The organism is Pelorhabdus sp. sgz311002, from assembly GCF_056134285.1.
In genome coordinates, this window is record NZ_JBWBCL010000002.1 from 207,739 (window position 1) to 230,777 (window position 23,039).

Here is a 23,039-nt window from a genome sequence, read left to right on the forward strand (position 1 = left end):
CTATTTCTCCTGCTCTTCGGCCAGACTGTCTAGCTTCACATATTTCGCCATCGTATAAGTCAGATGAAACGAAGCTAAAATAAAGCCGATCTTCCCATCACGCCAGCCGCCTTGTAAGAGATACATCTTCACAAAAGCAAATAAGGGCCGAGCCACGATATCGCGCCAAAACGAACAGCGCTTGCCCTTACCATAATTTTTTTCGGCAGCAAGCCGCGTGTAATTGTTCAGTTTGTTAAAGTACTGTTCCCAACTGCTATAGGTATAATGAATAATATGGTTCTTGAGTTTGCGTGACTGATAAGGATGGACGAATTGGGGATGAACAAAGCCTTCCACATGAAAATCTTCGCGCGGCATTAAATGAAAACCATAGTCAGGATACCAGCCGCCATGATAAAGGGGCTTGCCCATGGCATGGTTGAGCCTTGGTACGAGATAGGCATATTTTTCATTTCTGTCGACAGCGGCTCTCACTTCCTCAGCTAACGCCGCAGGAATCCGTTCATCGGCATCAAGGAAAAAAATCCAATCGGTCTTTGCTTGTTCAATCGCGTAAGTTTGCTGGGCTCCCCAGTTACCGTTCATACTATGCTGATAGATTGTCGCCCCTAGCTGTTTCGCTAGTTCTACAGTTCGATCCGCGCTGAAATCGTCGATGACAATCACCGCATCGGCAAACAAGGCGCTTTGAATACAAGCTTCAATATTTTTCTCTTCATTCTTTGCTAATATAATAACAGATACACTCATAGAGTCGCTCCATTTCGCAACTGTTCTCGGGCTGCAGCAATAACAGCCGCCGCATCATGTTTCATACACTGCTGCTCGCGGCATTCGCCCTTTCCCCAACAGGGAGAACAGTCCTCGTGTCGATAAAAAACTCGGTCTCTTGACCCGCGCGGTCCCCAGATAGCAGGGTCGGTCGGACCAAATAAAGCTAGTACGGGCGTCCCTACAGCCTGCGCTAAGTGAAGCGGTCCCGTATCGACTGTGACAAGCAGTTGGCACTGTTCTAAGAGAGCAGCCAGTTCTCCGAGCGAAAGGCTTCCCGCCAAAGCTAACGCTTTATGACCGCTTGCCGCTACTAATGCTGCCAAGGCTGGCGCTTCTTTATGGCCGCCAAGCAGTAAAACCTCATGATCTTTTGCTAAATCAGCAATGACAGACAAATAGCCTGCCTCATCCCAACTCTTTCGAGCATAACTTCCAACCGGGCATAAAGCAATGATGGGTTTTACCCGCTTAGAGGTCGCCGGAAACAGGTCAGGATATTTTTCTGCCAGACTGATCCGATCTTCAGGTCGTACGGCAAGTTTTAAGGCGGTGTCAAGTGGTGCTTTCGTCGCGCTAATTCCTAATGGTTGCAGCAAATCGAGGTAATTTTCCGTTTCATGACGCACAAACGGCCGCTGAGCGCTCACCGTCTGCGTTAAAAATAACCCAGCATGCTGCGCATCATAGCCAATACGCTGCGGAATGCGCGCCGCCCAAGCTAACATCGCGCCGCGGGCGGCAAAATTCGTCGAAATTGCCAAGTCATAGCGGCGGCTTTTTACAGTTTGAATCAGCTTCATTAGCTCACGCCACGCTTTATGTTTGCCCCGCTTATCATAGACAAGCGTTTCCGTTACATGCGGGTGGCGCGATGCAATTGGTTCGGTCAAAGGAATGACCATACAGTCAATCTGCGCGGCAGGATAGGCCTCATGCAAGGCCGTAATCAAAGGCGATGACAACAATACATCACCAATAAAAGCGAGATTTATGACCAGAATGCGCTGAGCTTGGTTCGGCATAGAAATCATGCTTTTCCCTCCCTGCCTTGCGCTAGGAGAATACGAAAGGATTCCATCACAGCCTCTGGCGATATTTGCGCCAGACAATCTAAGCGCTTGGGGCAGCTACGCTGCCAACAGCCAGCGCAATCTAAAGCGATGACATGGGTCCGATGGCCTGCGCCATAGGGACCGTTTCGGTTGGTATCAGTCGGTCCGAACAAACCGATGACTGGCGTACCAAGACCAGCGGCTAAATGCATCGGCCCGGTGTCGCCCCCTAAAAAAACACGCGCTTTTAAAATCAGCGCTGCCAATTCAATTAAAGAAGTTTTCCCTGTTATATCAAAAAACGGTCGGTTGGCGAAGCTCTTTACAGCTTCTAACAGTGGCTGATCGCCAGGCCCGCCGATATAGACAGGCGCAACGCCTTGCAGCGATAGCCAGTCACTGACTGCCGCTAAATATTTTGCTGGCCAACGTTTATTCGGCCAATTGGCTCCCAGCGTTAATAAAACATAAGGTTCATCTAGCGAAAAACCTGCTGCTATAGCAATTTGTTCGGCCCTTTCCTTCTCTTCTGTTTGAATTTCTAAGGGAAAGCGAACATTTTGCACTTTGCAGCCAATCGCTCTAGCCACATCCAGATAGCGCTCCATCACATGGCCTTGTTGATGGGCGCCGCAAACAGGACGGCTGATCAAAGAACTACCTTCGCGCATATTGCAAAACCCGAAGGCCGCTTTCGCTTTACTTAAATAAACAATCACAGCGCTTTTAAAGAGCCCCTGTAGATCTAGCGCCACATCATAGGGTCTTGCCGTCAGCTTCGCCTTTAAGGGCGGAATATTACGAATAAGGCCCGGGAGACTGCGAAAATCCTTCTTAGGAAAAGAAATAATTTCATCGACATAAGGATTATGCTCAATGAGTTCACGACAGCCTGTTTCTACAACCCAAGTTAAATGACTATTAGGAAACGTCTCTTTGATCGCATAAGCTACAGGCATCGCATGAATGACATCCCCGATAGCGCTCATTTTTACAACTAAAATGTTTTGCGGACGGCCTGATTCTGTCATACTACTTCCCCTGCTCTGCAATTTTAGCAATGACTCGCGTTGTAGATCGACCTTGAACTTCCGGCACAAGGACAGTTTTTCCACCGTAGGCAGCTACAATTGCCGCTTCCGGCAGTTTATCTAAGGAGTAATCTCCGCCTTTTACATAAATGGCTGGTTTCAGTTCCGCCACAAGCGGTTCCGCCGTTTGTTCCGAGAAAATGACGACATAATCGACGGCATAAAGACCGGCCAATACTTCTGCCCGGTCCGCTTCCTGATTAATCGGCCGCGATGGGCCTTTAAGACGTTGTACCGAAGCATCGCTATTTAATCCGACGATCAAACAATCGCCCAAAGTTCTCGCTTCATTGAGATAGCGAACATGTCCGGCATGCAAAATATCAAAACAGCCGTTAGTAAACACCACTTGTTTGCCTTGTTGTCGCAGCATTTCTCCCAGCTTCGTTAAATGATCTCGTTCAATGACTTTCATGATTTTTCGTTTCCTCCATCAGTGCTGACAATCGCCGCTTTTAATTCATCAGGTGTTGTCGTTGCAGTTCCTGATTTTCTTACTACAATTCCAGCCGCATAGTTAGCAATCCGAGCCGCAGTCGAATAGTCCGCGCCCGCAGCAATCGCCAGCATCATCGTCACAACAACGGTATCACCGGCGCCACTTACATCATAAACTTCACTTACATTCGATACAGGAATATGTGTCGAATGGCCATTAGACTCAACCAGAGTCATTCCCTGGGCCCCCTGCGTAATTAAGACACCTTTTGCCTGTAGACGGCGACACAATTCTTTAGCTGCGGCGCTAAACCCGTCAGCAGCAATCTCGGCTAGACCTAAAGCCGCCGCAGCCTCTGCTTCATTTTGTTTCACTAGCGTTACCTGCGGATAGGCGAGAATATCATAACGGGAATCGACCATACAAGGAATACTATGTCTATTACACAAATCAATGACCGCCGAACGGAGCTTTGGCGTCACAGTCTGACTGCCATAGTCACTGAGCACAACGGCTTCCATATTAGAAAGCTCTGTTTCTATATACTGTAACAAAGCAGCCTCTGTTTCTGACAGCAGCGGCTCCTTGCTTTCTCTGTCAATACGTACAACCTGCTGCCGCACTGTTGCCAAACCGCCAGCCATAATCCGCTGTTTGCTAATGGTAGGTCGGTCGCCTTCCTTTATCAGCCCCGTTGTTTCAACGCCCACGCTCTGCAGCTTAGCGGTCAGCAGATCACCAACCGTATCTTCACCAATTACACCGACAGCATAGACGTGGCCGCCAAGCGTAGCGGCATTATGCACCACATTAGCAGCGCCGCCTGGCACAACTTTCTCGCCCTTGTGTTCCAAGATGAGTACAGGCGCTTCCCGTGAAATACGCGAAATGACGCCTTCTAAATAGGAGTCGGCCACCATATCACCAATGACCATAATTTTCTTATCTTTCATCAAGTCAATCCAGCGTAATAAAGTGGATTGCTTTTCTATAGAATTCATTTGCATAACGATTCCTCTTCTTTACCAGTCACTTTTCTTACCAACGAGCTAAGGAGACATCCCATTTCCATTCATGACGTTTCGCTCGATACGTCAACGTAAGCTGCCAGCAATGCAGGTCGCGATACCAGGTATAATCCTGATCATATACGTGCTTATTTTTTAAGTCATAGCTTTGACTAAAACCAATGGCATTTTTCTTATCAAACCGATAGGTAAAGCCTGTATCAAGCTCGCGTCCCATATCAGCCCGATTGAATGCAAACAAACTGTTTTGGCTCTTCGTAAAGTGATACCCCACCCAGCTATACCATTTATCATCAAAAGTATGGCCGACAGTCGCGTCATATTTAAAGTTATGAATGATTGAATTATCAACACTTTCTTTAATAAAACCTACACCAGTTCCCATATCTAAGGTGGTTTTCGGATCCAAATGGATTTGATCCCGCGTAAAATACAAGTTATATTCTTCGTGCCAGCTTGTTCGCTTAGAATCAGTCCATTTCCCATACGTGGCGTCAAAAGTATAGGTAATCGGCAGATCGCCAATGCGATGCGATTTATAGTGGAAATCATATTCTGGCCACTTTTTCACCCAGTTGGCGTCGCTGTCGCGATAGTAACCGGCCTTGGCTTCAACCCAATAATCTTTTTGGTCCCAATTAATACCACTATTATTTTTAAAGGAAAGTTTGCCATAATAGTTTAGTTCTGTATAAGCTGTCAGATTGTCAGTAATACTGTGCGTAAACTTTTGCTTTATATGAATTCCATCACGATTACTATAACTAATGGATGGATAAGCTGTTTGTTCCGCATTCGGATCCAGGGATTGCGTATAGGTCGGCATTGTATACAGCAGGATTGACCCAATCCACACCTTGGCATTATAGGCGATCATTTTATCGCCCGGCCATATTTCAATTTTATCAGCACTCATATGGTAATCAGGTACTTTCGCAGGGCAACGCGTCATGGTACCATCATGTATAATAATTTCACCATTTAAGGTCAACGCTTCATGGCCTGTTACAATATCACGGCCCACATGACCTTTAATCTGATCGAGTGTACCTTCCTTGGTCTGATAGTTATAACGAAGGCCTTCTGTATTCAGTTTCGTATTCGTTAAGGAATCACTAAATACAGCTTGACCATTTACCCAAACTTCCTGCTGTTTCGTATTCCCATTCACAAGATCCGTGGTCATCAGCTGTGTTGCCTGCAGAATATTTACATTCCCTTTAGCATAAACATCGCCATTGGCATCGTTCACATAAAGCTCATCCGCTGTAATGGTAATGGGCTCTTTCGGTTTAGCCACAGCCGCAGTCTTCTTATGCTGGCCTTTATCAGCCTTGTCAGCTTTATCAACTTTATTGGCTTTACTGATTGTATCGCCTTTATTAGCCTTGTCAATCTTATCAGCCTTGCTAACCGTACTCGCTTCTTCCGGTTTAGCAGCAACCTTGCTATCCGCCTGTGCGCCTTCCGCCGTATCCGCAACCTGCGAATCGTCTACTGCGTTGTTTGACTGATTGGCTGTCGTTTCGTTCTGCACGCTTTCCTGATTGACCGTCAAAGGCGCTGCCTGCAACGAATCCATAGAATGAACGCCGTAACCGCCATAAACAAGACTATAAGCTACCAAAAAACGCAACAGACGCTGCGATGATTTCTTCATAATATACTCCTCTATTCTACTCTAACAATGATCTAACCAACCGGAATCTGTAGTCTAAACCAAAGGCTATTAAGAATTTTTTCATAAACATAACTATTGTATCATGTTTCTACAGGAAAAGCTCTTTTCCTGCCGTTTTTCCTGTGGCAATCTCCGGCAGACAAGAGAAAAACCGGTCTTGGTAAAGGACCGGTTTCAAGCTGTTTCTGTCGCTTCATTGTCTTAACGAATTTTCACACCATATATGCGTGTATCCGATTTTGTTTGGATGTAAATTTCTGAACCAGCAGGCATATCATTATCTTTTCCATGAACAAAAGCACCACCAAGAATACCAATCGGTCCAAGTAAGATCATCCCAGCCATAGAAGCTCCGGCAACCTTTGCAACACTGTTTGTTTTCTCCTTTGCCTTGTCACCAAGAACCGTAGCAAGCTCCGAGCCGTCTACCGCTTCAATGGAGTTGAACTCAACCTGCAATTTTCCGTCACGTCCTAAATTTCCCGCGCGATCTACGGCTTTCACCGTGCCATGACCAACGGCCCCTTTCGTCACAATCAGTACACCATTATCAAAAATATCTTCCGCTGCGATGAAACTTACCGTATCGCCAGGACGACTATCTTTACTGGTCAGTGGCGTCAACAGCTTAATTTTAACGAGCGTATCCTGTTTCACTGCCGCCTCAGCCAAATCAATTTGCCCATCCGTAAAGGCAAGTCTCATTAATTTCGTCAGCCGCGTATCAAACGCGCCAGTAGTCGGACTGCCGGAAAGAGTCGTTTCTAGGCTTTCTAACCGCGCCTTCGCCGCATTATTGGTCACGTTATGCAACAAATTCCACTCGGCTGCATTTAACCTTAAAATAAAGGAAGGACTGCCAATCGAAGATAATTTCGTGTAGGCATAAAGACGGTCAATACGCGTCATGATCGGATCTTTTTCACTAGCGCCAAAAATGTCTTTTTCTAACTTTTTCGTACGATCAATCAAGGAACCCGTCTGTTCGCTACCATAATATATATTCTCAGTAACACTAAGTTTTTCGAGCGCCGTCATATCAGAGCTTACTCCTTGAGCAAAGCCCAGAGAAGCAAAGGAAAAGCTGAGACAAATAACTAGAACCAAAGCAATAATTTTACGATTCATAAGGATATACCCTCCTAATTCCAAATGCTTACTATTTCGGGAAGCAAAAGAAAAAATCCTGCCAATGAAGGCAGGATTTTCGTCTCTATTCTAATGGTAAGATTAGAAGTTGTAGTTAACAGTTGCACGGAAGGATTTGTCTTTAATGTTGTCATTTTTAACATTTTTAGAATCTTTATAGAATACGTTTACGTTCACAGCTTTGGTGAAAGTATGAGTATAGCTGTAGTACATGCCTTTTTCACCAGTGTCAAACGTCGTGTTACCGTTCAAATCACCATTAGCTTCGACTTTGTAGTAAGTAGCGGAAGCTTTGTTTTTGTCATCAAACTGATAGCCTACGCCATATTGATAAGCTTTGTTATCATTGGAGTTGTTCGTTTTGCCATATTCAGCATAAACGTTAGCAGCACCGAAGCTATAACCAAGATTCATAGCATAAGCATTTACAGTTTGTTTATCGCCCAATTTAAAGCTGGAATCTTTATACTTGTAGTTTGCATAAGTAGCGCCAACAGTGAAGTCAGGAGTTGCAGCATAATCAACATGAGCAGCATACATTTTGTTTTTCGATGCTTGACCGTCGCCACGGCTTCTATCTTCCTGAGCAGCAACTACCTGATAGGAAAGCGCATCGGCTTTGCCAGTCCAGGTTACACCGTCAAGTAAGCTGTGACGGCCAAGTTTACCAGTGATATCATAGAACAGACCGCTACCAAGAATCAAATCTTGACGGCCAATTTTTACTGTGCTGGTATCGCCAGTATATTGGAAACCAAATTGATTTAAACCTGCAGCAAATTCTTTATCGTTCGTATAAACATCGCTCTGGAAATCCTTACCGCCATTAGCGCCTTGTGCTGCAAACTGGCTGTAAACGCTCCAGTTTCCGCCCAAGTCACCTTTTACATTTAAGAAAACTGCTGTTTTGTTAATGTGTTTGTCTGCGTTGCCGGACGTACCACTGTTGTTACGGTATTGGTAGTAAGCGTTACCGTCAACAGTAATGTCGCCAGGTGCTGCCATAGCTACCGAAGTGGAAAGTACTACGGCTGCTGCCATAGCTGATGCAAGAAGAGATTTTTTCATGTTTAAATTCCTCCCTAAATGGATTTAATTTTTGGCATTTAGTGAAGAATCTTTGTAAATTCCAAGTTAAGTGTCCACGTTTCCTTAGCTTTTTCTTTACGCCAATTCTTACTGTCTGCCAACTTTGAAATGTCTACTAATTTTATACAATTTCAAAGTTTGATTTTAGTATAATGTTAATTTTAGATTAACGCAATAGAAAAAACAAAAAAAGAAGCAAAAAGCAGTCATGTTTATGACTTTTTTTGCTTCCCTAGTGAAATTACCATTTTTGACTTAGCAGTCATAATAATTTCATTCTACTTTTCTAATACAACGGCTGATTTTTGAATAAAACCGCTTGCTGCGTTCGCTGCTAAAATGCGATCACCATCTTCATTGCTGATTACGATATTGCGATTATTATCGCGAAGTCCAACCGCTCTGATAACGAAAGGATTGGCGCCAGCACGAGACTGACCGTTCGCTGCTGCCTGCAAATCCTCTTCCGTAAAGGCATAGTCCGCTAAGCCACGGGAAACCTGCGTATTCGCATCAACATACTGATTCCCGTAAATTACGCGGCCTGATTGGTCAAATACTTTTGGCGCCATAACCGGATCTAAATCAAGACCTCTAGCGTCGACAATCAACCCCGTGTAGTTTGCTGGCACGTCATAGCGAACGCTAGGCTGCGGAATTGCTATAGGCTGCACATTCGCCGCATCAGTGACAATACTGCTCAAGCTGTTATCGCCATACAAATTGATTGCCATAATCACTTGATAACCGCCATTTTCCATGGGCTGTTCTTTCAAAATTCTAGCACCTTGAATTAAGGCAGAAACGCGAACCCGAACTGTATCATTGGCTGTTTGATAGTTCAACACAGTCGACTCTGCATCCACTTGAACACCACGAATTGTTTCTGCTAAATTACGATACGCATCAACAATCGCTGCCCTCCGCGCCATAATTTTTGCCTGCGCCATAGTAGCATATTGTGATGGCGCAACGCCAAAGCCCTTCACTTGAATTAGTCCCTGTCGCCAATCAATGGCGCCATTGCCTTCGGCCATCGATTCCACGCCAGGAGCAATATGGTCAAAGTCAGTAACCGTAATATTCACCGTTGTTGCCGCAAAAGCCAGCGATGAAACAGAAAGTACCATCATGCAAGCCAGGACAAGACTTACTATTTTTTTCTGCAAATAAAACGCCTCCTTGTAGTTATAAAATTGCACAGTCATTCTAACTTATTTGAAATTCGCCTAACAAATAGAAAAATCCTGCCGTTTCAGGCAGGATTTGGCGATAAAAAAAGAACTCGGGAAAACCCCGAGTTCTTTTGAACGTTTCTTAGAAGAATACTTCCAATTGGCCGATGTAGGCTTTTTTAGGAGTATTGAAGCTGCTGTAGTTAGCAGCAGTGGTAGTCTTGTAGTTTTCATATTTGAAGGACAAGACACCATTTTTGAATGGTACGTATTCAATGCCATATTCCTGACCTTTGAGACCAGTAGTCTGCAAAGCAGCAATTTGTTTAATGCTCATATCAGTCGTAGTGAAGTCAGAAGGATCGAAGCCAGCATCAAATTTATTGAATGCTACCCAAGTGCCCCAAGTGTTAACAGCTTTTTTGTCAGCGCCTTTGTATTTCAGCTGAACTTGGTAAGCTTTAGCAGCGGAACCGTTCTGGAGGCTTTTAGCATTTTTGGATTTATTCTGTGCATATTCGCCGCTCAGCGTGAAGTTTTCGAAGCCAGTATATTTTAAGCCAGAGCCCCAAGTTTTGTAGTATTGTTCGTTATTATCTTTCAGGTAAGATGCATCAAAAGCAAGAGTGCTAGTGATAGGTGCAGTCAAACCAGCATAATTGATGTTCAAGGTGTTAGAAGTAGTTTGCTGATAAGTACGGCCAATACCATAGAAAGCATTAACGGAACCAAAGTTTTTACCGATTACCAAAGAATCAGGTGAAGTTACACCATTGGAGCCTTTGATATCAGCGATGAAGCCCTGACCCAACCATACAGGTACACGGCCAACGGAGATCTGGTCTAAGCCAAGACCTTTACCAGTTGCATACAAAGATGCAAACTGCATGCTACCATTATCATTAGTGCCAGTACCGTTGTTTAAGAGGTTTTCTTTCGAATCCCACTGTAAACGGCCTTTAACAGTCCAGTCGTCGTTCAAAGGAGCAGTGATGTTCAAACGCAGACGAGTTCTGCCAGTGTTATCTTTTACGTTATTATTGGAGCCAGCAGGAGTCTGCTCCATGCGGAACCGTGCATAGCCGTCCCATTTAATGTTGCCCACTTTGTTTTCGAGGTTCGTTACACGAACGCCGAGGTTCTGCAGTTCAGTGGAGTATTCAGCAGCTAATTTGTCGATCATAGCTTTCTGCTGAGCGTCAGCTTTGTCAACTTTAGCCATAGCGCGAGCAACAATAGTAGCCATTTCATAACGAGTCATGGTTTTGTCGCCTTTGAAAGTGCCATCGTTGAAACCATCAACGATACCAGCTTTTGCAAGCTGTTGTACTGCATTGTAGGACCAGTGTTTGGAAGGTACATCAGAGAAAGGATTTGCAGGAGCAGCCATTGCGGTTGCGCCTACGCTAGTAGCCATAGCTACTGCAAGAGCAAGAGAAACTTTCTTTTTCATGAAGTTGTTTCCTCCTTAAGGAAATTGTTTTTTTGAGCCGCAAGGAGGATGCAAATGAGAGTTGCCACGTTTCCTCACATAATTCTCCCCATATTGACTCTAAACAATATATTCTACATGAGGAAAGTTATTCCTTCTTTCGCTAAAAAAAATTTATCTTTTTAAAAATTTTTCTGCTAAGAGCACTGCAACATAGTCGTCAACAGGCACCGGCGGTACTTGAAAGGATGTAGGCAGCAAGCGCCGCCAACCGCGAGGCGGTTTTTCCTGCCAATAGCGAACCCGAGCTGCTTCTGTCGTTTTATATTCGTCGACTATATGAAGCGTCAGATTTTTTTCTCTGCTTTGATATTTTTTGAGTTCCTCCACTCTCTCCTTGGAACTCGTTCCATTGCCAATAATTAAATCAGTAACCGAAAACTTCTCCCGCCAAGCTGCGATCACCGACAAAAAAGCAGCTGTATCAATCACTTTTTGACAAAGAACCTCACCATTTTCTCTTAGTACTGCCAGACCGCACTTTTCCCGTCCCGGATCAATCGCCAACACAACCATAATACTCCCCCGCCCCATCGTTTCTATAGCCCCATTATACCATAGAAGCTACAGCCAAATATGACCGATGACATGTCGCCATTTCTCATGCAAAGCCAGCGTTTTTCGAGGGTATTACACAAGCGCAAGCCAAGTGCTAACGTTAGAGCGTCGCACCTTTGCGCCTCAGATAAGAATTGAACCCATCATATTATATGAGCGGAAGTCAAGTGACAACGTTGACGCGTTATAATATGATGGGTTTAATTCGGTTTTCATAGGCATAGCAAAAGGCGAGGACATGTGTCCCCGCCCTTCACAAAGCGTTATTAGAATTTCACGTTCACAGCCGCACTTGTGCGATTGTTCAACTTGTTGCCGTTTTGATCTTTGAAATCTTGATATTTCACAGTCAGTGTAGCATTTTTATCAAGGTTCGTATCATATTGGTATTCCATACCTTTGAAACCGTTGAAGCCTGATGCCGGGAATTGAATGTTCGCCGGAGTTGCTTCGAGGCCCGAGAAGGAAGTAAAGGCGTTCTGGCCTACGTTACGGTAAGTGGCGCTTAAACCAATATTATTAAATTTCACGCCGAAAGCTTTTGAAGTATTGCTTTCAGAAGCTGCCGTGTTGCGATAGTATTCAGCATTAGCAGTTACGCCATCCATGATTCCAAAGGAAGTATTCACACCGTAAATGCTATTTTTTTGTGTTTGATCTTTCAAGTAATCTGCAGTGACTTTCGCACCGGCAACGTTCGTATTGTATTCAGCACCATAAACGCGATCCCAGTTAGCAATTGCCAAATTGGAGAAAGCGGTACCGCCAAAGAGTTTCAAGTCGCCGAATTTAGCCGAAGCACCATTCATTTGCGTATCAGCCAAGAAGCCGGAACCAAGTTTTAAATCTTGACGGCCAACTGTTGTATTAAGGCCTAAGAAGTTACCTGTTACGTTTGCTGTGTCGAGACGCATGTTGTTTGTGCCGCCGTCAGCATTCACGTTACCGCTGGATAAACGAGCATTGAATTTCAAATTATCGCTGATTTTGCCGTCAAAAGAAACACGGGCTCTGAAATCTGTAGCATCATGGGAACCTGACATTTCGCCGTAACGAACACGAGCATCGCCAGAGATTTTCACTTGATTATCAAGTTGTTTTTGCATACCATCAATTTTCACACCAAGCGTACCAAGTTCTACGCCAAATTCCAACGCCAGCTTGTCCACAATAGCTTTTTGGCTTGCTGTCATCGTTTTGTTCATCGCTTTGGCTACCATTTGAGCCATTTCATAACGAGTCACTGTTTTGTCGCCTTTGAAAGTACCGTCATTATAACCAGTAACAATTCCTTCTTTGGCTAATTGATTAACAGCGCCATAAGCCCAGCTGTTTGTCGGTACATCGGCAAAAGGATTCGCAAAAACCGGTACTGCGAAAGCAACAGCCAATGCGGTAGTTACAGCTACTTTTAAGAGTCTTTTGTTCACGATTTACGTCCCCCTAAGAAATTTTGTTTTGCGAGAGACTGATCAGTCACCTTTAGACATGACGCCATAGATTTTTTGAGTTGCCATGTTTCCTCAAAAACAAACTTCGTCACTTGCCCATCAGTTCTAATCGCCTTCTCTAGTTTACATAATTCTATAAACCATTCTTATCTCCTGCTTTTATCGCCACTGTAAATTTTGGCAATATCCGCACATTACATGGGTTTTGTCTGTAAAAACCCTCATGGAGATCATAACATTTTAATTTACATAATACAATTTGTATATTTAGGAAAAAGAAAAGAAAGGAAGGCGTCTGAATTCTCCGTGTCACCGCGTCAACGTTAGCACTTGACTTCCGCTTATGACACGGAGAATTCAGACGCAAAGATGGGAGGGACGGGAAAAACAGACAAAGAAAACAACCACCAAATAAAAAAAGACTGTTGTATTAAGTATCTACTTAATACAACAGCCAACAAAACTTACGCTTTAAAATAAAAAGGTTTTCAGTAAGATGAAACCGCCGAGAAGCCAACAGTAAAAGGCAAACGGCTTCATGGCGCTAATTTCGTTCGTATGGAACCATTTCATGAGCGCCCATACGCTGATAAACGCTGCTACGCCGGATAAGGCGCCGCCGATCAGTGAAATTTGAAAGAGACCTTCCGTTTGAGTATGTAACAGTTTCGGTACTTCCAACAAGGCTGCGCCGACAATGACCGGTGTTGCAAGCAACAAGGAAAAGCGCGCTGACGCTTCATGCTTTAAGCCCATCCAAAACCCAGCGGTCATACTAGCGCCACTGCGGGAAAAGCCGGGAATTAAGGCTAGTGACTGGAAAAAGCCGATAATTGCCGCTTCCCCTAGCGATAAATCTTCGATTTCCTTACGGCCCCGATTTCTTAGGCGTTCGCCCCAATAGAGCAGAAAGCCGTTGACGATCAAAAATGCCGCGGCATTGGTCACATCGCTGAACATGTGACGAATCAATTTTTCAAAGCTCAGACCAATGACTGCCGCTGGCAAGGTGCCAACAATAATTAACAACAACAGGCGACGATATTTTCGATTCCCTGTAAAGAGCGATTTAATAATGCTAAGCCACTCACTGCCGAAGAAGAGTAAGAGAGCTACGGCTGTACCTAAATGGAGCATAACGACAAAAGGCATAAAATGTTCTTTTAAAAATTCCGGGTCCATATTCCAACCGAAAATATAAGGAGTTAATACGCCATGGGCTACGCTGCTCACAGGGAAAAGTTCTGTAATCCCCTGGATCAGAGCAAAAACTATGGTTTGAAAAACAGTCACTTCTGGTCTCCACCTTTTTCATTGAATTAGGAAGGGGAATCAGGCTTAGCCTAATTCCCCCCTGGGTCTATTGTGAACCGAAACTGGGCTGTACTTTAATTTCAATCTTGAGCGGTCCAGCAGAATAAATGGGTTCCACTGTCACTGCCTTGAGCTCAACTGGACCGGTATAGCGTTTTACTTTATTCACAGCCTCAAATAGCTGTGAGCCGCTAATCGTCCCGACCGTGCCTTGCAGTGGGTCAGGTAAGATGCCTTGCTTGCGAGCTTGTTCGTTCACACGCCGCAAAAAGGCCAGCACCGTTTCTTCGGCCTGTTGGGCATTCGCAATTGGTGAAATCACCTCGCTATGAACCACCGTACCAGTACTGTAAATCAGCTTGTTCGGATAAAGTTCAAAATGACCGATGACGGGTTCCCCGTACACGGTATTATCAGCCGCTACAATCCGTACAATCGCATCCTGCTCAGATTGTAGTATGGCATCAATAATCTGATTAAATTCGCCTTGAGGAATCCACAGGACTTGAACGGATGTATCAGCAATCTGCAGCTTATCAAGCATGCTTTGATTTAAATCATAAATGTCCCCCTGCAAGCTAGCTATTGTTTCTTCGCGATTTTTGCCGCCAGCAACTACAAAATTACCAATGACCTCGCCAGACCGATAAATAACCGTTCCTTCACGCACAGTCTGCAGGCCCGCACGTAATTTAGCCGTAACGTCCTTAAGCTGCGTCACATCTTTTTCCAGATTGGTTTTATCTGCTTCGAGGGTTTTCATTGTTTTACCTAAAGAAACAAGCTTTGCTTCAAGTCCCTGTTTTGTCTGTTGCAAAGCTGCTATTTCACTGTGAGCAATTTGCAAATTGCCTTCGGCAGCAGTAAGTTCTTCATTGACTGCGGCAAGAGCCGCTAAAGTCTTATCGCGTTCTGCCGTCACTGCAGTAAGCTGTTCTGTCGCTGCGCTCAGTTTAGCAGCTACGTCAGCCACCTTATCGCTCATCGCACTATATTCGGCGGTCTTATCGGCTAAGGCCTGACGACTGCTTTCCAGCTCCTGTTTTTGCCTGGACACAGACGTTGATAAATCAGTTAACTGGGCTTTCAGTGCTTCCATGCCAAATAAGGCCGTTCGGACATTTTGCGATGTCAGAGCTAAAATCCCGAGAGTAGAGGCAGAAATCAAGATTCCCGTAATAATTGTTACAACAATCGAAGTATGCTTCGGCCTAAGGCCAAAAATCGAAAGTTTCTTTTTACCGACTTTTGTTCCTAGTTTATCCCCAATATAGGCAATTAAACCGCCCATAATGGCGATAATTAGTACAAGGGTAATCCCGAACATGGTATTCCCTCCCTAGCGCGACGCTTTGCGTACCAGGTAAATCCCGGCAAGAAGGCCAATGAAATTCGGTATCCAGGCCGCTGCAACGGGTAGAATTGCGCCACCCTGGCCAAGCGCTGTCGCTACAGTCATAATCGCATAATAGATAAAAATAATGATAATACTGATGCCAAGGCCAATAGAGGAGCTCGAACGGTGAGGCTGAAGCCCTAGCGGCGTACCAATCATGGCAAAAATAAAGCTAGCCATGGGGATTGCCAGACGCTGATGGAGTTCTACTTCATAGTTATTTGTATTAACATACTGACCTTTTAACAGCTTAATTTCCTGCTTTAACTCTTTAATCGTCATTTCTTCCATTTTCTTTTGATCGCGAGAAATGGCTTTTGGATCTTTATTTAACGGCAAAACTTGTTCCTGAAACTGCATCACCCGAATCGCTGTGGATTTCTCCTGGGGCGTTAAATCATGAATTGTACCATGATACATAATCCATTTGTCGCTAAACCATTTAGCTTTTTCAGCATTTTCCACTCGGACAAGTTCGCCATTATCAAAATCTTGTACAGTGACGCCGATCATTTCATTCGTAGCGGCTTCAAAACGTTTGGCGTAAGTTAAACGTTGCAACGCGCCGTCCTTAATATCTTTGATAATGACATGTTCCTGCGACTTGGGCGCCGTATTTTGTTCAATATCATAACGTACAATATTATTATAGGCTTCATTAGCCCGCGGTACAACTAGTTCATTAAAAGCCACCGCAAAGACACTCACACCAAAAGCCACGATAAACACCGGCAAAGTGAGCCGATAAAAGCTAAGGCCGCCAGAACGCATGGCTGTAATTTCACTTGACCCTGACAATCGTCCAAATGACAAAAGTGATGCTAGCAGCATACTCATCGGAAAAGTCAAGACGACAATGCTGGGAAGACTAAAAACAAAGAGCTTCGTCACAACCCAAAGAGACGCCCCGTATTTCGTAATATACTGAGCAATTTTAAAGAGAGTGCCTGTGCCGATAAAGACACTGGAAAAAGCGGCAATCCCAAAGATAAATGGTCCTAATAGTTCACGAACAATATATTTATCGAGAATACGCATACAAATCTCCTACAAGCTGAAATTCTCGCCAAGATAAAATTTCCTGGCCACTTCGCTTTCCGCGATTGTCGTTGAGTCGCCGGAAATGAGAATCTGCCCTTCATTTAAGATATAAGCTTTATCGACAATGCTTAAGGTTTCCCGCACATTATGATCCGTAATGAGTACGCCAATGCCGCGTTCTTTTAAATAGCTGATAATACCTTGAATATCGGCCACAGCAATGGGATCAACACCGGCAAAAGGCTCATCAAGCAGAATAAAGTAAGGATCTGTGGCCAAGCTGCGGGCGATTTCTACACGCCGCCGTTCGCCGCCTGATAATTCCGAACCAAGCCGTTTTCGCACATGAGTAACATGAAATTCTTCTAACAGCGATTCCTGCTTATCACGCCGTTCCCCTTTCGACAGCTTTGTCGTTTCTAAAATGGCCATCAAATTATCTTCTACTGTTAACTTACGAAAAATGGATGCTTCCTGAGGTAAATAGCCAATGCCAAAACGCGATCTTTGATACATGGGCATAGAAGTGACGTTTTCGCCATTCACCGAAATGGATCCCTGATTGGGTCGTTCTAAGCCGACAATCATATAAAAAGTGGTTGTTTTCCCAGCGCCATTGGGTCCCAAAAGCCCCACAATCGATCCTTGGTCAACACGCAGACTGACGCCGTTGACCACATTGCGCTGTTTATAGGTTTTTACTAACCCGCTTGTCTCAATATACATAGCTTTTTATCCTTTTCATTCCTTCGGAGTAATCACAAGCTTCGTCCGGCCCTTCGCATCAGCAGTTTGGCTATCCATATGGATGGTCAGCGTATCGCCTGTGATCAGATTGCCTTCCTGCAAAGCTCTGGCATTGCCTGTAAGCACAGCCCGCCCCTTGCCTGCTGTCTGCAAGCCATAATAGTCTAGATGATCGCCTGTCGCATCGACTTGACGACTTTCACTGACTAAATGAACAGCACCTTCGCCAACAGCCCGATCTTCTTGATAGAACGCTTCAATTTTATTCGCTGTCATCACCCCATCAGCGCTCTCTAATCTTGCCTCTGAGGGAATTAAAGCATACTGCTTTTCTGAATCATATTCAATGGTCGAACCTGTCGCTTTCGACTGTCCTTTTACGAGGATGGGCGAACCGGTGGCAACCATGCGTGTATTGTTATAAGTCTTTACTTCGCTAGCTGTCAAGGTTGCGTCATCTTTTACGGCATGAACGCCGCCCGTAATGAGCCCTTCCATGCTCTTCATATTATAATGAACTTCACTGCCAGTAATGGTCGCATTTGTCTGTTTCATTACTACATTGCCGCTAGCATGAACCTGGCCCTGCGCCGCATCATAGTCAATGACATCAGCCGATACTTCTACTGGCTGCCCTGGCGCTGCGCCAACGGGGCTTGTCCAAGCCCAAACTGCCATTGAGACAGCAAAAAATCCAATCATCCATTGTTTCTTCAAGGCTCCTGGCCTCCTTTACTTACCATATGGGCATGGCCTGTAACTTTCACTGTTTTTAAGAGTGTTTCACTTTCCATTTCGTCGCCTGTCAGAACGGTATCATCTTTGACGACACGAATACCGCCACTGGCATAAAACTTCTTCGCCTGATCCTGCCATTCACTACGTGGTGCCGTAAATTCACCGCCATCACTGGAAGTTCCTTTCACATCACCAGACAAAACAATATTTTTGGTTTTGGAATCATAGGTTCCATCTTGACTAACGATTTTCAATATCTTGCCATCCGCACTGTAAAAGGCTCCCTGCACTTTTTTCAGTGTTATATTTTGTGTATTCGGATCTACAGCAATCGCTTCTGCCGTGAGCTCCCAAATGCGTCGACCATTTTCCTCTTCGACAATCTGATTGCCGGCAAAGGTTAGCGACTCTTTGGGTGTAGCCGTTGTTGCCTGACGCGGCGGAGCTGCTGGCATCTCATCTTTCAAAAAATAATAAAGACCGCCGCCAAGTACGAGACAGATACTAGCGCCGATTACCCAAGCTTTCGGGTTCAAAGGGATTCCCCTTTCTTATTGGCAGAGTCCATTGCAACCTGGCTGTTTGTACCGATTGATCAGGCTGTCCCACTTGCTCTGCGCTTTTAAAATCATTTCAATCACTTCACGTACAGCTCCCTCGCCGCCTTGACGCTGCGTAATAAAATGAGCTGCTTCTTTGGCTTCGACCGCACCATTTGGCACAGTACAAGCCAAGCCTACACTTAATAGCAGGGGCAGATCATTAATATCATCGCCAACGTAGCAAATTTCTTCGATTGAGAGCTTAGCTTCTTCCAGTAAGTTTGTCAACGCTGTCACTTTATCGCTAACGCCCTGATATAAATGCCCAATCTTCAATTCATCGCTACGCCGCTCTACAATTTGACTGGAACGGCCCGTAATGATCGCCGTTTCGAGTCCTGCTTCCCGACTTAACGCTAAACCCATGCCGTCAAGAACATGGAACGCCTTTAAAACTTCACCGTCGGCGCTAAAGAAAAGACGACCATCAGTCAATACACCATCTACATCAAGTACAATTGCTTTAATGCGACGCGCGCGTTCTTTTAAGCTGAGAGTTTCTCCTTGTGCCATTATACCACTCCTTGCCGCAATAAGTCAGTAAGGTGAATCATACCAATCGCTTTATTTTCGCTATCGACAACAGGAAGCACTGTAATCGGACGCGGTTTATGCTTTTCCATCCGATGCAAGGCTTGCGCCGCGAGTTTCTCAGCCGTAATGACCGCAGGTTGCTTGGTCATAAATTCAGCTACAGGTGCGCTTAAAAATTCATAGCCTTTTTCCAGGCAACGGCGAATATCGCCGTCAGTAAGGAGTCCTAGTAAAACACCGTCATGATCAACAATGGATACAGCGCCAAGACCTTTATCCGTAATTAAGAAGAGAGCTTCTTTGACCGACTTATCGCCAGTAATCAGCGGATTTTCGCTGCCGCCATGCATCACGTCCGCTACCGTTAAGAGCAGACGACGTCCCAGGGACCCGCCGGGATGAAAGAGAGCAAAATCTTCAGCGGTAAATTTACGTTCGGACAACAAGGCAATTGCTAAGGCATCGCCCATAGCTAAAGCTGCTGTAGTACTAGCCGTAGGCGCCAACCCTAACGGGCAGGCTTCTCTAGCAACAGAGGCATCTAGAAAAAAATCAGCATTTCTCACTAGCGTCGAATCAGCAGCGCCGCATAAAGCAATCACTGGCGTACCAATTCGTTTAAAAACAGGTAAAATGGCTAAGATTTCGCCTGTCTCGCCACTATTAGAGAGAGCTAATACCATATCGTTTTCAGTTACCATACCAAGATCGCCGTGAATGCCTTCCGCTGGATGTAAAAAAAGCGACGGTGTTCCCGTCGAAGCCAGCGTCGCCGCAATCTTCCGGCCAATATGGCCGGATTTCCCCATACCTGTTACAATGACGCGGCCAGGGCAGGCAAGAATGGCCCGTACGGCCTGGGTAAACTCAACATTCAGGCGAGGAACTAAAGCAAGAATCGCTTCGGCTTCAATGGCTAAGGCCGCTTTGGCCTGTTCTAACATTTCCATGGACTCACCGCCTTATTTATGTCTGCGCACAATGGCGTCAATTGCCACCGCATCAGCTAAAAGGGATTCAAGTCCAGCAAAATCAAGCATATTCGGACCGTCTGACAAAGCTTCTTTCGGGTTATCATGAACTTCTAAAAACAAAGCATCCACGCCTGCCGCTACAGCCGCACGAGTCAAATAAGGAACAAATTCGCTCTTCCCGCCAGAGGAGGTACCAGCACCGCCGGGAAGCTGTACGCTATGAGTACCGTCAAATACGACAGGGTAACCGAAAGCGCGCATAATCGGTAGTGACCGCATATCAGCAACCAAGTTATGATAACCAAAGCTGGCGCCGCGTTCCGTGAGCAGCAAATTCTGATTCCCCGCTTCTTCCACCTTAGTAACTACATTTTGCATATCTTCTGGTGCTAAGAACTGGCCTTTTTTTACACTGATGGGCTTACCAGTCTTGGCTGCCGCATAGATCAGATCGGTCTGACGGCATAAAAAGGCCGGAATTTGTAGCAAATCAAGCACTTCAGCTGCTGGTTCTACCTGTTCAATGGAATGAATATCACTGACAATAGGCACCTGAAGTTCGGTTTTGATGGCACGAAGAATCGCCAAGCCTTCCGTTAATCCAGGCCCCCGAAAAGAATGAATGGACGAACGGTTCGCCTTATCAAACGAGGCTTTAAAGATATAAGGAATAGCAAATTTCTCGGCAATCGCCTTGATGGCTTTCCCAATCTTGAGACTCCGTTCATAGCCTTCAAGCACACAAGGACCGGCAATCAATACAAGGGGCTGCTCACCGCCTATTTTCACATTACTTACTTGGATGGTTCTCATCAAAAACACCTCCGGCAAATAGTTTGTTTACATAGAGGAGATCTTCCGGCGTATCGACGCCGATCAACTGCTGATCTGTCGTAAGAACTCGGATTTTATAGCCATGTTCCAAAGCGCGAAGCTGTTCTAACGATTCGCTGACTTCCAGCGGTGTTTGGGGTAGTTTCGCATATTCTAACAAAAAATCACGACGATAGGCATACATACCAATATGCTTATACACAGTTGCTTTCGGCTCGCTGCGATGAAAGGGAATCTGTGAACGAGAAAAATACAGCGCATAGCCTTTTAAATCGGTTACGACTTTTACGACGCTATCAACCTGATACTCAGTCACATCAAGCGGCGTTTTCAGTGTCGCCATGGCCAGATCAGAATCTTCGCAAAATACAGCAGCGAGATCATCAATAAGCTGCGGATCAATAAGCGGCTCATCGCCCTGCACATTGACAATCACATCGATATCGGGATACTTGGCCGCAACCTCTGCTAAGCGATCAGTCCCAGTCTTATGATCTGGTGATGTCATGATCACTTTACCGCCAAAAGCTTCTACAGCGGCAAAAACCGCTTCATGATCGGTAGCGACAAGCACTTCTTGCGGTAACTTCGCACTTGCCGCCCGCTCATAGACACGCTGAATCATCGGTTTGCCCGCAATTTGCGCCAGTGGTTTGCCCGGAAGACGCGTCGAAGCGTAGCGGGCTGGAATAATACATAATATGTTCATAAGACAAATTTCCTCTTTTCATTGGTCATCTTGGCAACAAGCTCCATAAATTCTTGTTCGCCGCTTGTCATCTGCACTTCAATGCCTAAAACGTAGAGAGGTACTGGTCTATCAGAATAAATGAACTCAGTAGGAATCTTGACCGCGTCTTTTTCTGTCGTAATAACAGCCTCGACTTCTTTCTCGACAGCCAAGTCCATGACTGACTGCATTTCAATCATTGTATAATTATAGTGGTCAGGATATCGTACGCCTTCCACAACAGCAGCACCGAGATCTTTAATGGTCTGCTCAAAAGAAGAAGGATTACCAAGGGCGCAAAATGCCAGCAGTTTCTTATTCGCAACCTCGCTCAAGGGCAGGCTTTTGCCGCGCGGCCGACGATACCATTCTTGAATTTCCATAAAGCAATGCGGCGCGTGAACACTTTCCATAATAAGCGCGTCCGTATTGTAATGACGCAATACCTCGCTAATATTATCTTTCGCGCCCTGAGCTGACTGGTCCACACGAGTTAAGAGAAATACGTCAGCGCGACGCAGATTGGCTAAAGGTTCACGTAGCGTGCCCCGCGGCAACAAAAAATGATTGCCAAACATATTGATTGCATCAATGAGCACAATATCAAGATCGCGATGCAGCGGCCAATGCTGATAACCGTCATCTAAAATAAGCACATCCGCCTTTAATTTATCAAAGGCAAACTCGCTTGTCAAACTACGATTTTTGCCGATCACCACAGCGGCTCCTGGCACATTTTTCGCCAACAGATAAGCTTCGTCGCCAGCTTCGCTGACGGTCATATAAATATTGCGGCCATCAGAAACTGTTCCGACAGGTTCCTTCCAGCCAGCGCGATAGCCGCGATTTAAAATCGCAACCTTATAACCCATATCGCGAATAATCGCCGCTAGTTTTTGCGCCGTAGGCGTTTTACCGGTACCGCCTACCGTAATATTGCCAAGACTTATAACGAGGCAAGGCAGACGAAATTTATGGAGAATGCCGATTTTATACAGAAAGAGCTTGAAAAAAACGCCAAAGCCATAAACCCAGGACAAAATCTCTAGTATATGTAAAATAATTTGATCACGCCAGCTATGGCGGTCATTATGAACCAAGGCATACAAATATTGCTGCAGCCGATCAAAAAAATGCATAATTTTCT

At 45.1% G+C, this 23,039-nt stretch carries 23 protein-coding genes; all 23 read right to left on the minus strand.

Annotated elements, in window-relative coordinates; all coding sequences use genetic code 11:
* Entirely contained in the window at positions 1–753 is a 753-nt protein-coding gene (locus AC0NJP_RS04870; RefSeq protein ID WP_474698999.1) for a glycosyltransferase family 2 protein, read from the minus strand.
* Positions 750–1,808 carry a lipopolysaccharide heptosyltransferase II gene (gene waaF / locus AC0NJP_RS04875; RefSeq protein ID WP_474699000.1) on the minus strand — a complete coding sequence of 353 codons (1,059 nt, stop codon included), beginning with the start codon at positions 1,806–1,808 and terminating at the stop codon, positions 750–752. The genes AC0NJP_RS04870 and waaF overlap by 4 nt, the downstream gene beginning before the upstream one ends.
* Complete coding sequence (locus AC0NJP_RS04880) at positions 1,805–2,860, minus strand: glycosyltransferase family 9 protein (protein ID WP_474699001.1); 1,056 nt, start codon at positions 2,858–2,860, stop codon at positions 1,805–1,807. Before AC0NJP_RS04880 ends, waaF begins: the two co-directional genes overlap by 4 nt.
* Before the next feature lies 1 nt (position 2,861).
* Positions 2,862–3,335, minus strand: a complete 474-nt coding sequence (gene rfaE2, locus AC0NJP_RS04885; RefSeq protein ID WP_474699002.1) for a D-glycero-beta-D-manno-heptose 1-phosphate adenylyltransferase — start codon at positions 3,333–3,335, stop codon at positions 2,862–2,864.
* A complete protein-coding gene (locus AC0NJP_RS04890; RefSeq protein ID WP_474699003.1) occupies positions 3,332–4,366 on the minus strand; it encodes a bifunctional heptose 7-phosphate kinase/heptose 1-phosphate adenyltransferase in 1,035 nt (344 codons plus the stop codon). The genes rfaE2 and AC0NJP_RS04890 overlap by 4 nt, the downstream gene beginning before the upstream one ends.
* A 31-nt stretch (positions 4,367–4,397) precedes the next feature.
* The gene (locus AC0NJP_RS04895; protein WP_474699004.1) at positions 4,398–6,047 is read right to left on the minus strand and encodes an LptA/OstA family protein; all 1,650 of its coding nucleotides are present in this window, start codon (positions 6,045–6,047) and stop codon (positions 4,398–4,400) included.
* Between the two features lie 222 nt (positions 6,048–6,269).
* A complete protein-coding gene (locus AC0NJP_RS04900; RefSeq protein ID WP_474039117.1) occupies positions 6,270–7,196 on the minus strand; it encodes a hypothetical protein in 927 nt (308 codons plus the stop codon).
* Between the two features lie 102 nt (positions 7,197–7,298).
* Positions 7,299–8,285, minus strand: a complete 987-nt coding sequence (locus AC0NJP_RS04905) for a porin (RefSeq protein WP_474699005.1) — start codon at positions 8,283–8,285, stop codon at positions 7,299–7,301.
* A 299-nt stretch (positions 8,286–8,584) separates the two neighbouring features.
* Entirely contained in the window at positions 8,585–9,475 is an 891-nt protein-coding gene (locus AC0NJP_RS04910; protein WP_474699006.1) for an LPP20 family lipoprotein, read from the minus strand.
* Positions 9,476–9,623: 148 nt separating this feature from the next.
* Entirely contained in the window at positions 9,624–10,934 is a 1,311-nt protein-coding gene (locus AC0NJP_RS04915) for an S-layer homology domain-containing protein (protein ID WP_474699007.1), read from the minus strand.
* Between the two features lie 153 nt (positions 10,935–11,087).
* Entirely contained in the window at positions 11,088–11,507 is a 420-nt protein-coding gene (locus tag AC0NJP_RS04920; RefSeq protein ID WP_474699008.1) for a RuvC family protein, read from the minus strand.
* A gap of 290 nt (positions 11,508–11,797) precedes the next feature.
* On the minus strand, positions 11,798–12,961 hold the full coding sequence (locus tag AC0NJP_RS04925) for an S-layer homology domain-containing protein (protein ID WP_474039122.1): 1,164 nt from the start codon (positions 12,959–12,961) through the stop codon (positions 11,798–11,800).
* Positions 12,962–13,453: 492 nt separating this feature from the next.
* Entirely contained in the window at positions 13,454–14,275 is an 822-nt protein-coding gene (locus AC0NJP_RS04930) for an undecaprenyl-diphosphate phosphatase (protein WP_474039123.1), read from the minus strand.
* A 67-nt stretch (positions 14,276–14,342) separates the two neighbouring features.
* Entirely contained in the window at positions 14,343–15,623 is a 1,281-nt protein-coding gene (locus tag AC0NJP_RS04935) for a DUF3084 domain-containing protein (RefSeq protein ID WP_474699009.1), read from the minus strand.
* A gap of 12 nt (positions 15,624–15,635) precedes the next feature.
* Positions 15,636–16,730 (minus strand): LptF/LptG family permease, encoded by a 1,095-nt coding sequence (locus AC0NJP_RS04940; RefSeq protein WP_474699010.1) that lies wholly within the window; start codon positions 16,728–16,730, stop codon positions 15,636–15,638.
* A gap of 9 nt (positions 16,731–16,739) precedes the next feature.
* Positions 16,740–17,459 (minus strand): LPS export ABC transporter ATP-binding protein, encoded by a 720-nt coding sequence (lptB, locus tag AC0NJP_RS04945; protein ID WP_474039126.1) that lies wholly within the window; start codon positions 17,457–17,459, stop codon positions 16,740–16,742.
* 15 nt (positions 17,460–17,474) lie between these two features.
* Positions 17,475–18,197, minus strand: coding sequence for an LptA/OstA family protein (locus AC0NJP_RS04950; RefSeq protein ID WP_474039127.1), 723 nt, complete (start codon positions 18,195–18,197; stop codon positions 17,475–17,477).
* Positions 18,194–18,754: an LPS export ABC transporter periplasmic protein LptC gene (gene lptC / locus AC0NJP_RS04955; RefSeq protein ID WP_474699011.1), complete on the minus strand. Its 561-nt coding sequence runs from the start codon at positions 18,752–18,754 to the stop codon at positions 18,194–18,196. The genes AC0NJP_RS04950 and lptC overlap by 4 nt, the downstream gene beginning before the upstream one ends.
* A gap of 15 nt (positions 18,755–18,769) precedes the next feature.
* On the minus strand, positions 18,770–19,333 hold the full coding sequence (locus AC0NJP_RS04960; RefSeq protein WP_474039129.1) for a KdsC family phosphatase: 564 nt from the start codon (positions 19,331–19,333) through the stop codon (positions 18,770–18,772).
* Positions 19,333–20,298, minus strand: coding sequence for a KpsF/GutQ family sugar-phosphate isomerase (locus AC0NJP_RS04965; RefSeq protein ID WP_474699129.1), 966 nt, complete (start codon positions 20,296–20,298; stop codon positions 19,333–19,335). Before AC0NJP_RS04965 ends, AC0NJP_RS04960 begins: the two co-directional genes overlap by 1 nt.
* Before the next feature lie 18 nt (positions 20,299–20,316).
* Positions 20,317–21,141 (minus strand): 3-deoxy-8-phosphooctulonate synthase, encoded by an 825-nt coding sequence (gene kdsA, locus AC0NJP_RS04970; protein WP_474699012.1) that lies wholly within the window; start codon positions 21,139–21,141, stop codon positions 20,317–20,319.
* On the minus strand, positions 21,119–21,871 hold the full coding sequence (gene kdsB, locus AC0NJP_RS04975) for a 3-deoxy-manno-octulosonate cytidylyltransferase (RefSeq protein WP_474699013.1): 753 nt from the start codon (positions 21,869–21,871) through the stop codon (positions 21,119–21,121). Before kdsB ends, kdsA begins: the two co-directional genes overlap by 23 nt.
* On the minus strand, positions 21,868–23,031 hold the full coding sequence (lpxK, locus tag AC0NJP_RS04980) for a tetraacyldisaccharide 4'-kinase (RefSeq protein WP_474699014.1): 1,164 nt from the start codon (positions 23,029–23,031) through the stop codon (positions 21,868–21,870). Before lpxK ends, kdsB begins: the two co-directional genes overlap by 4 nt.
* Positions 23,032–23,039: the final 8 nt, after the last annotated feature.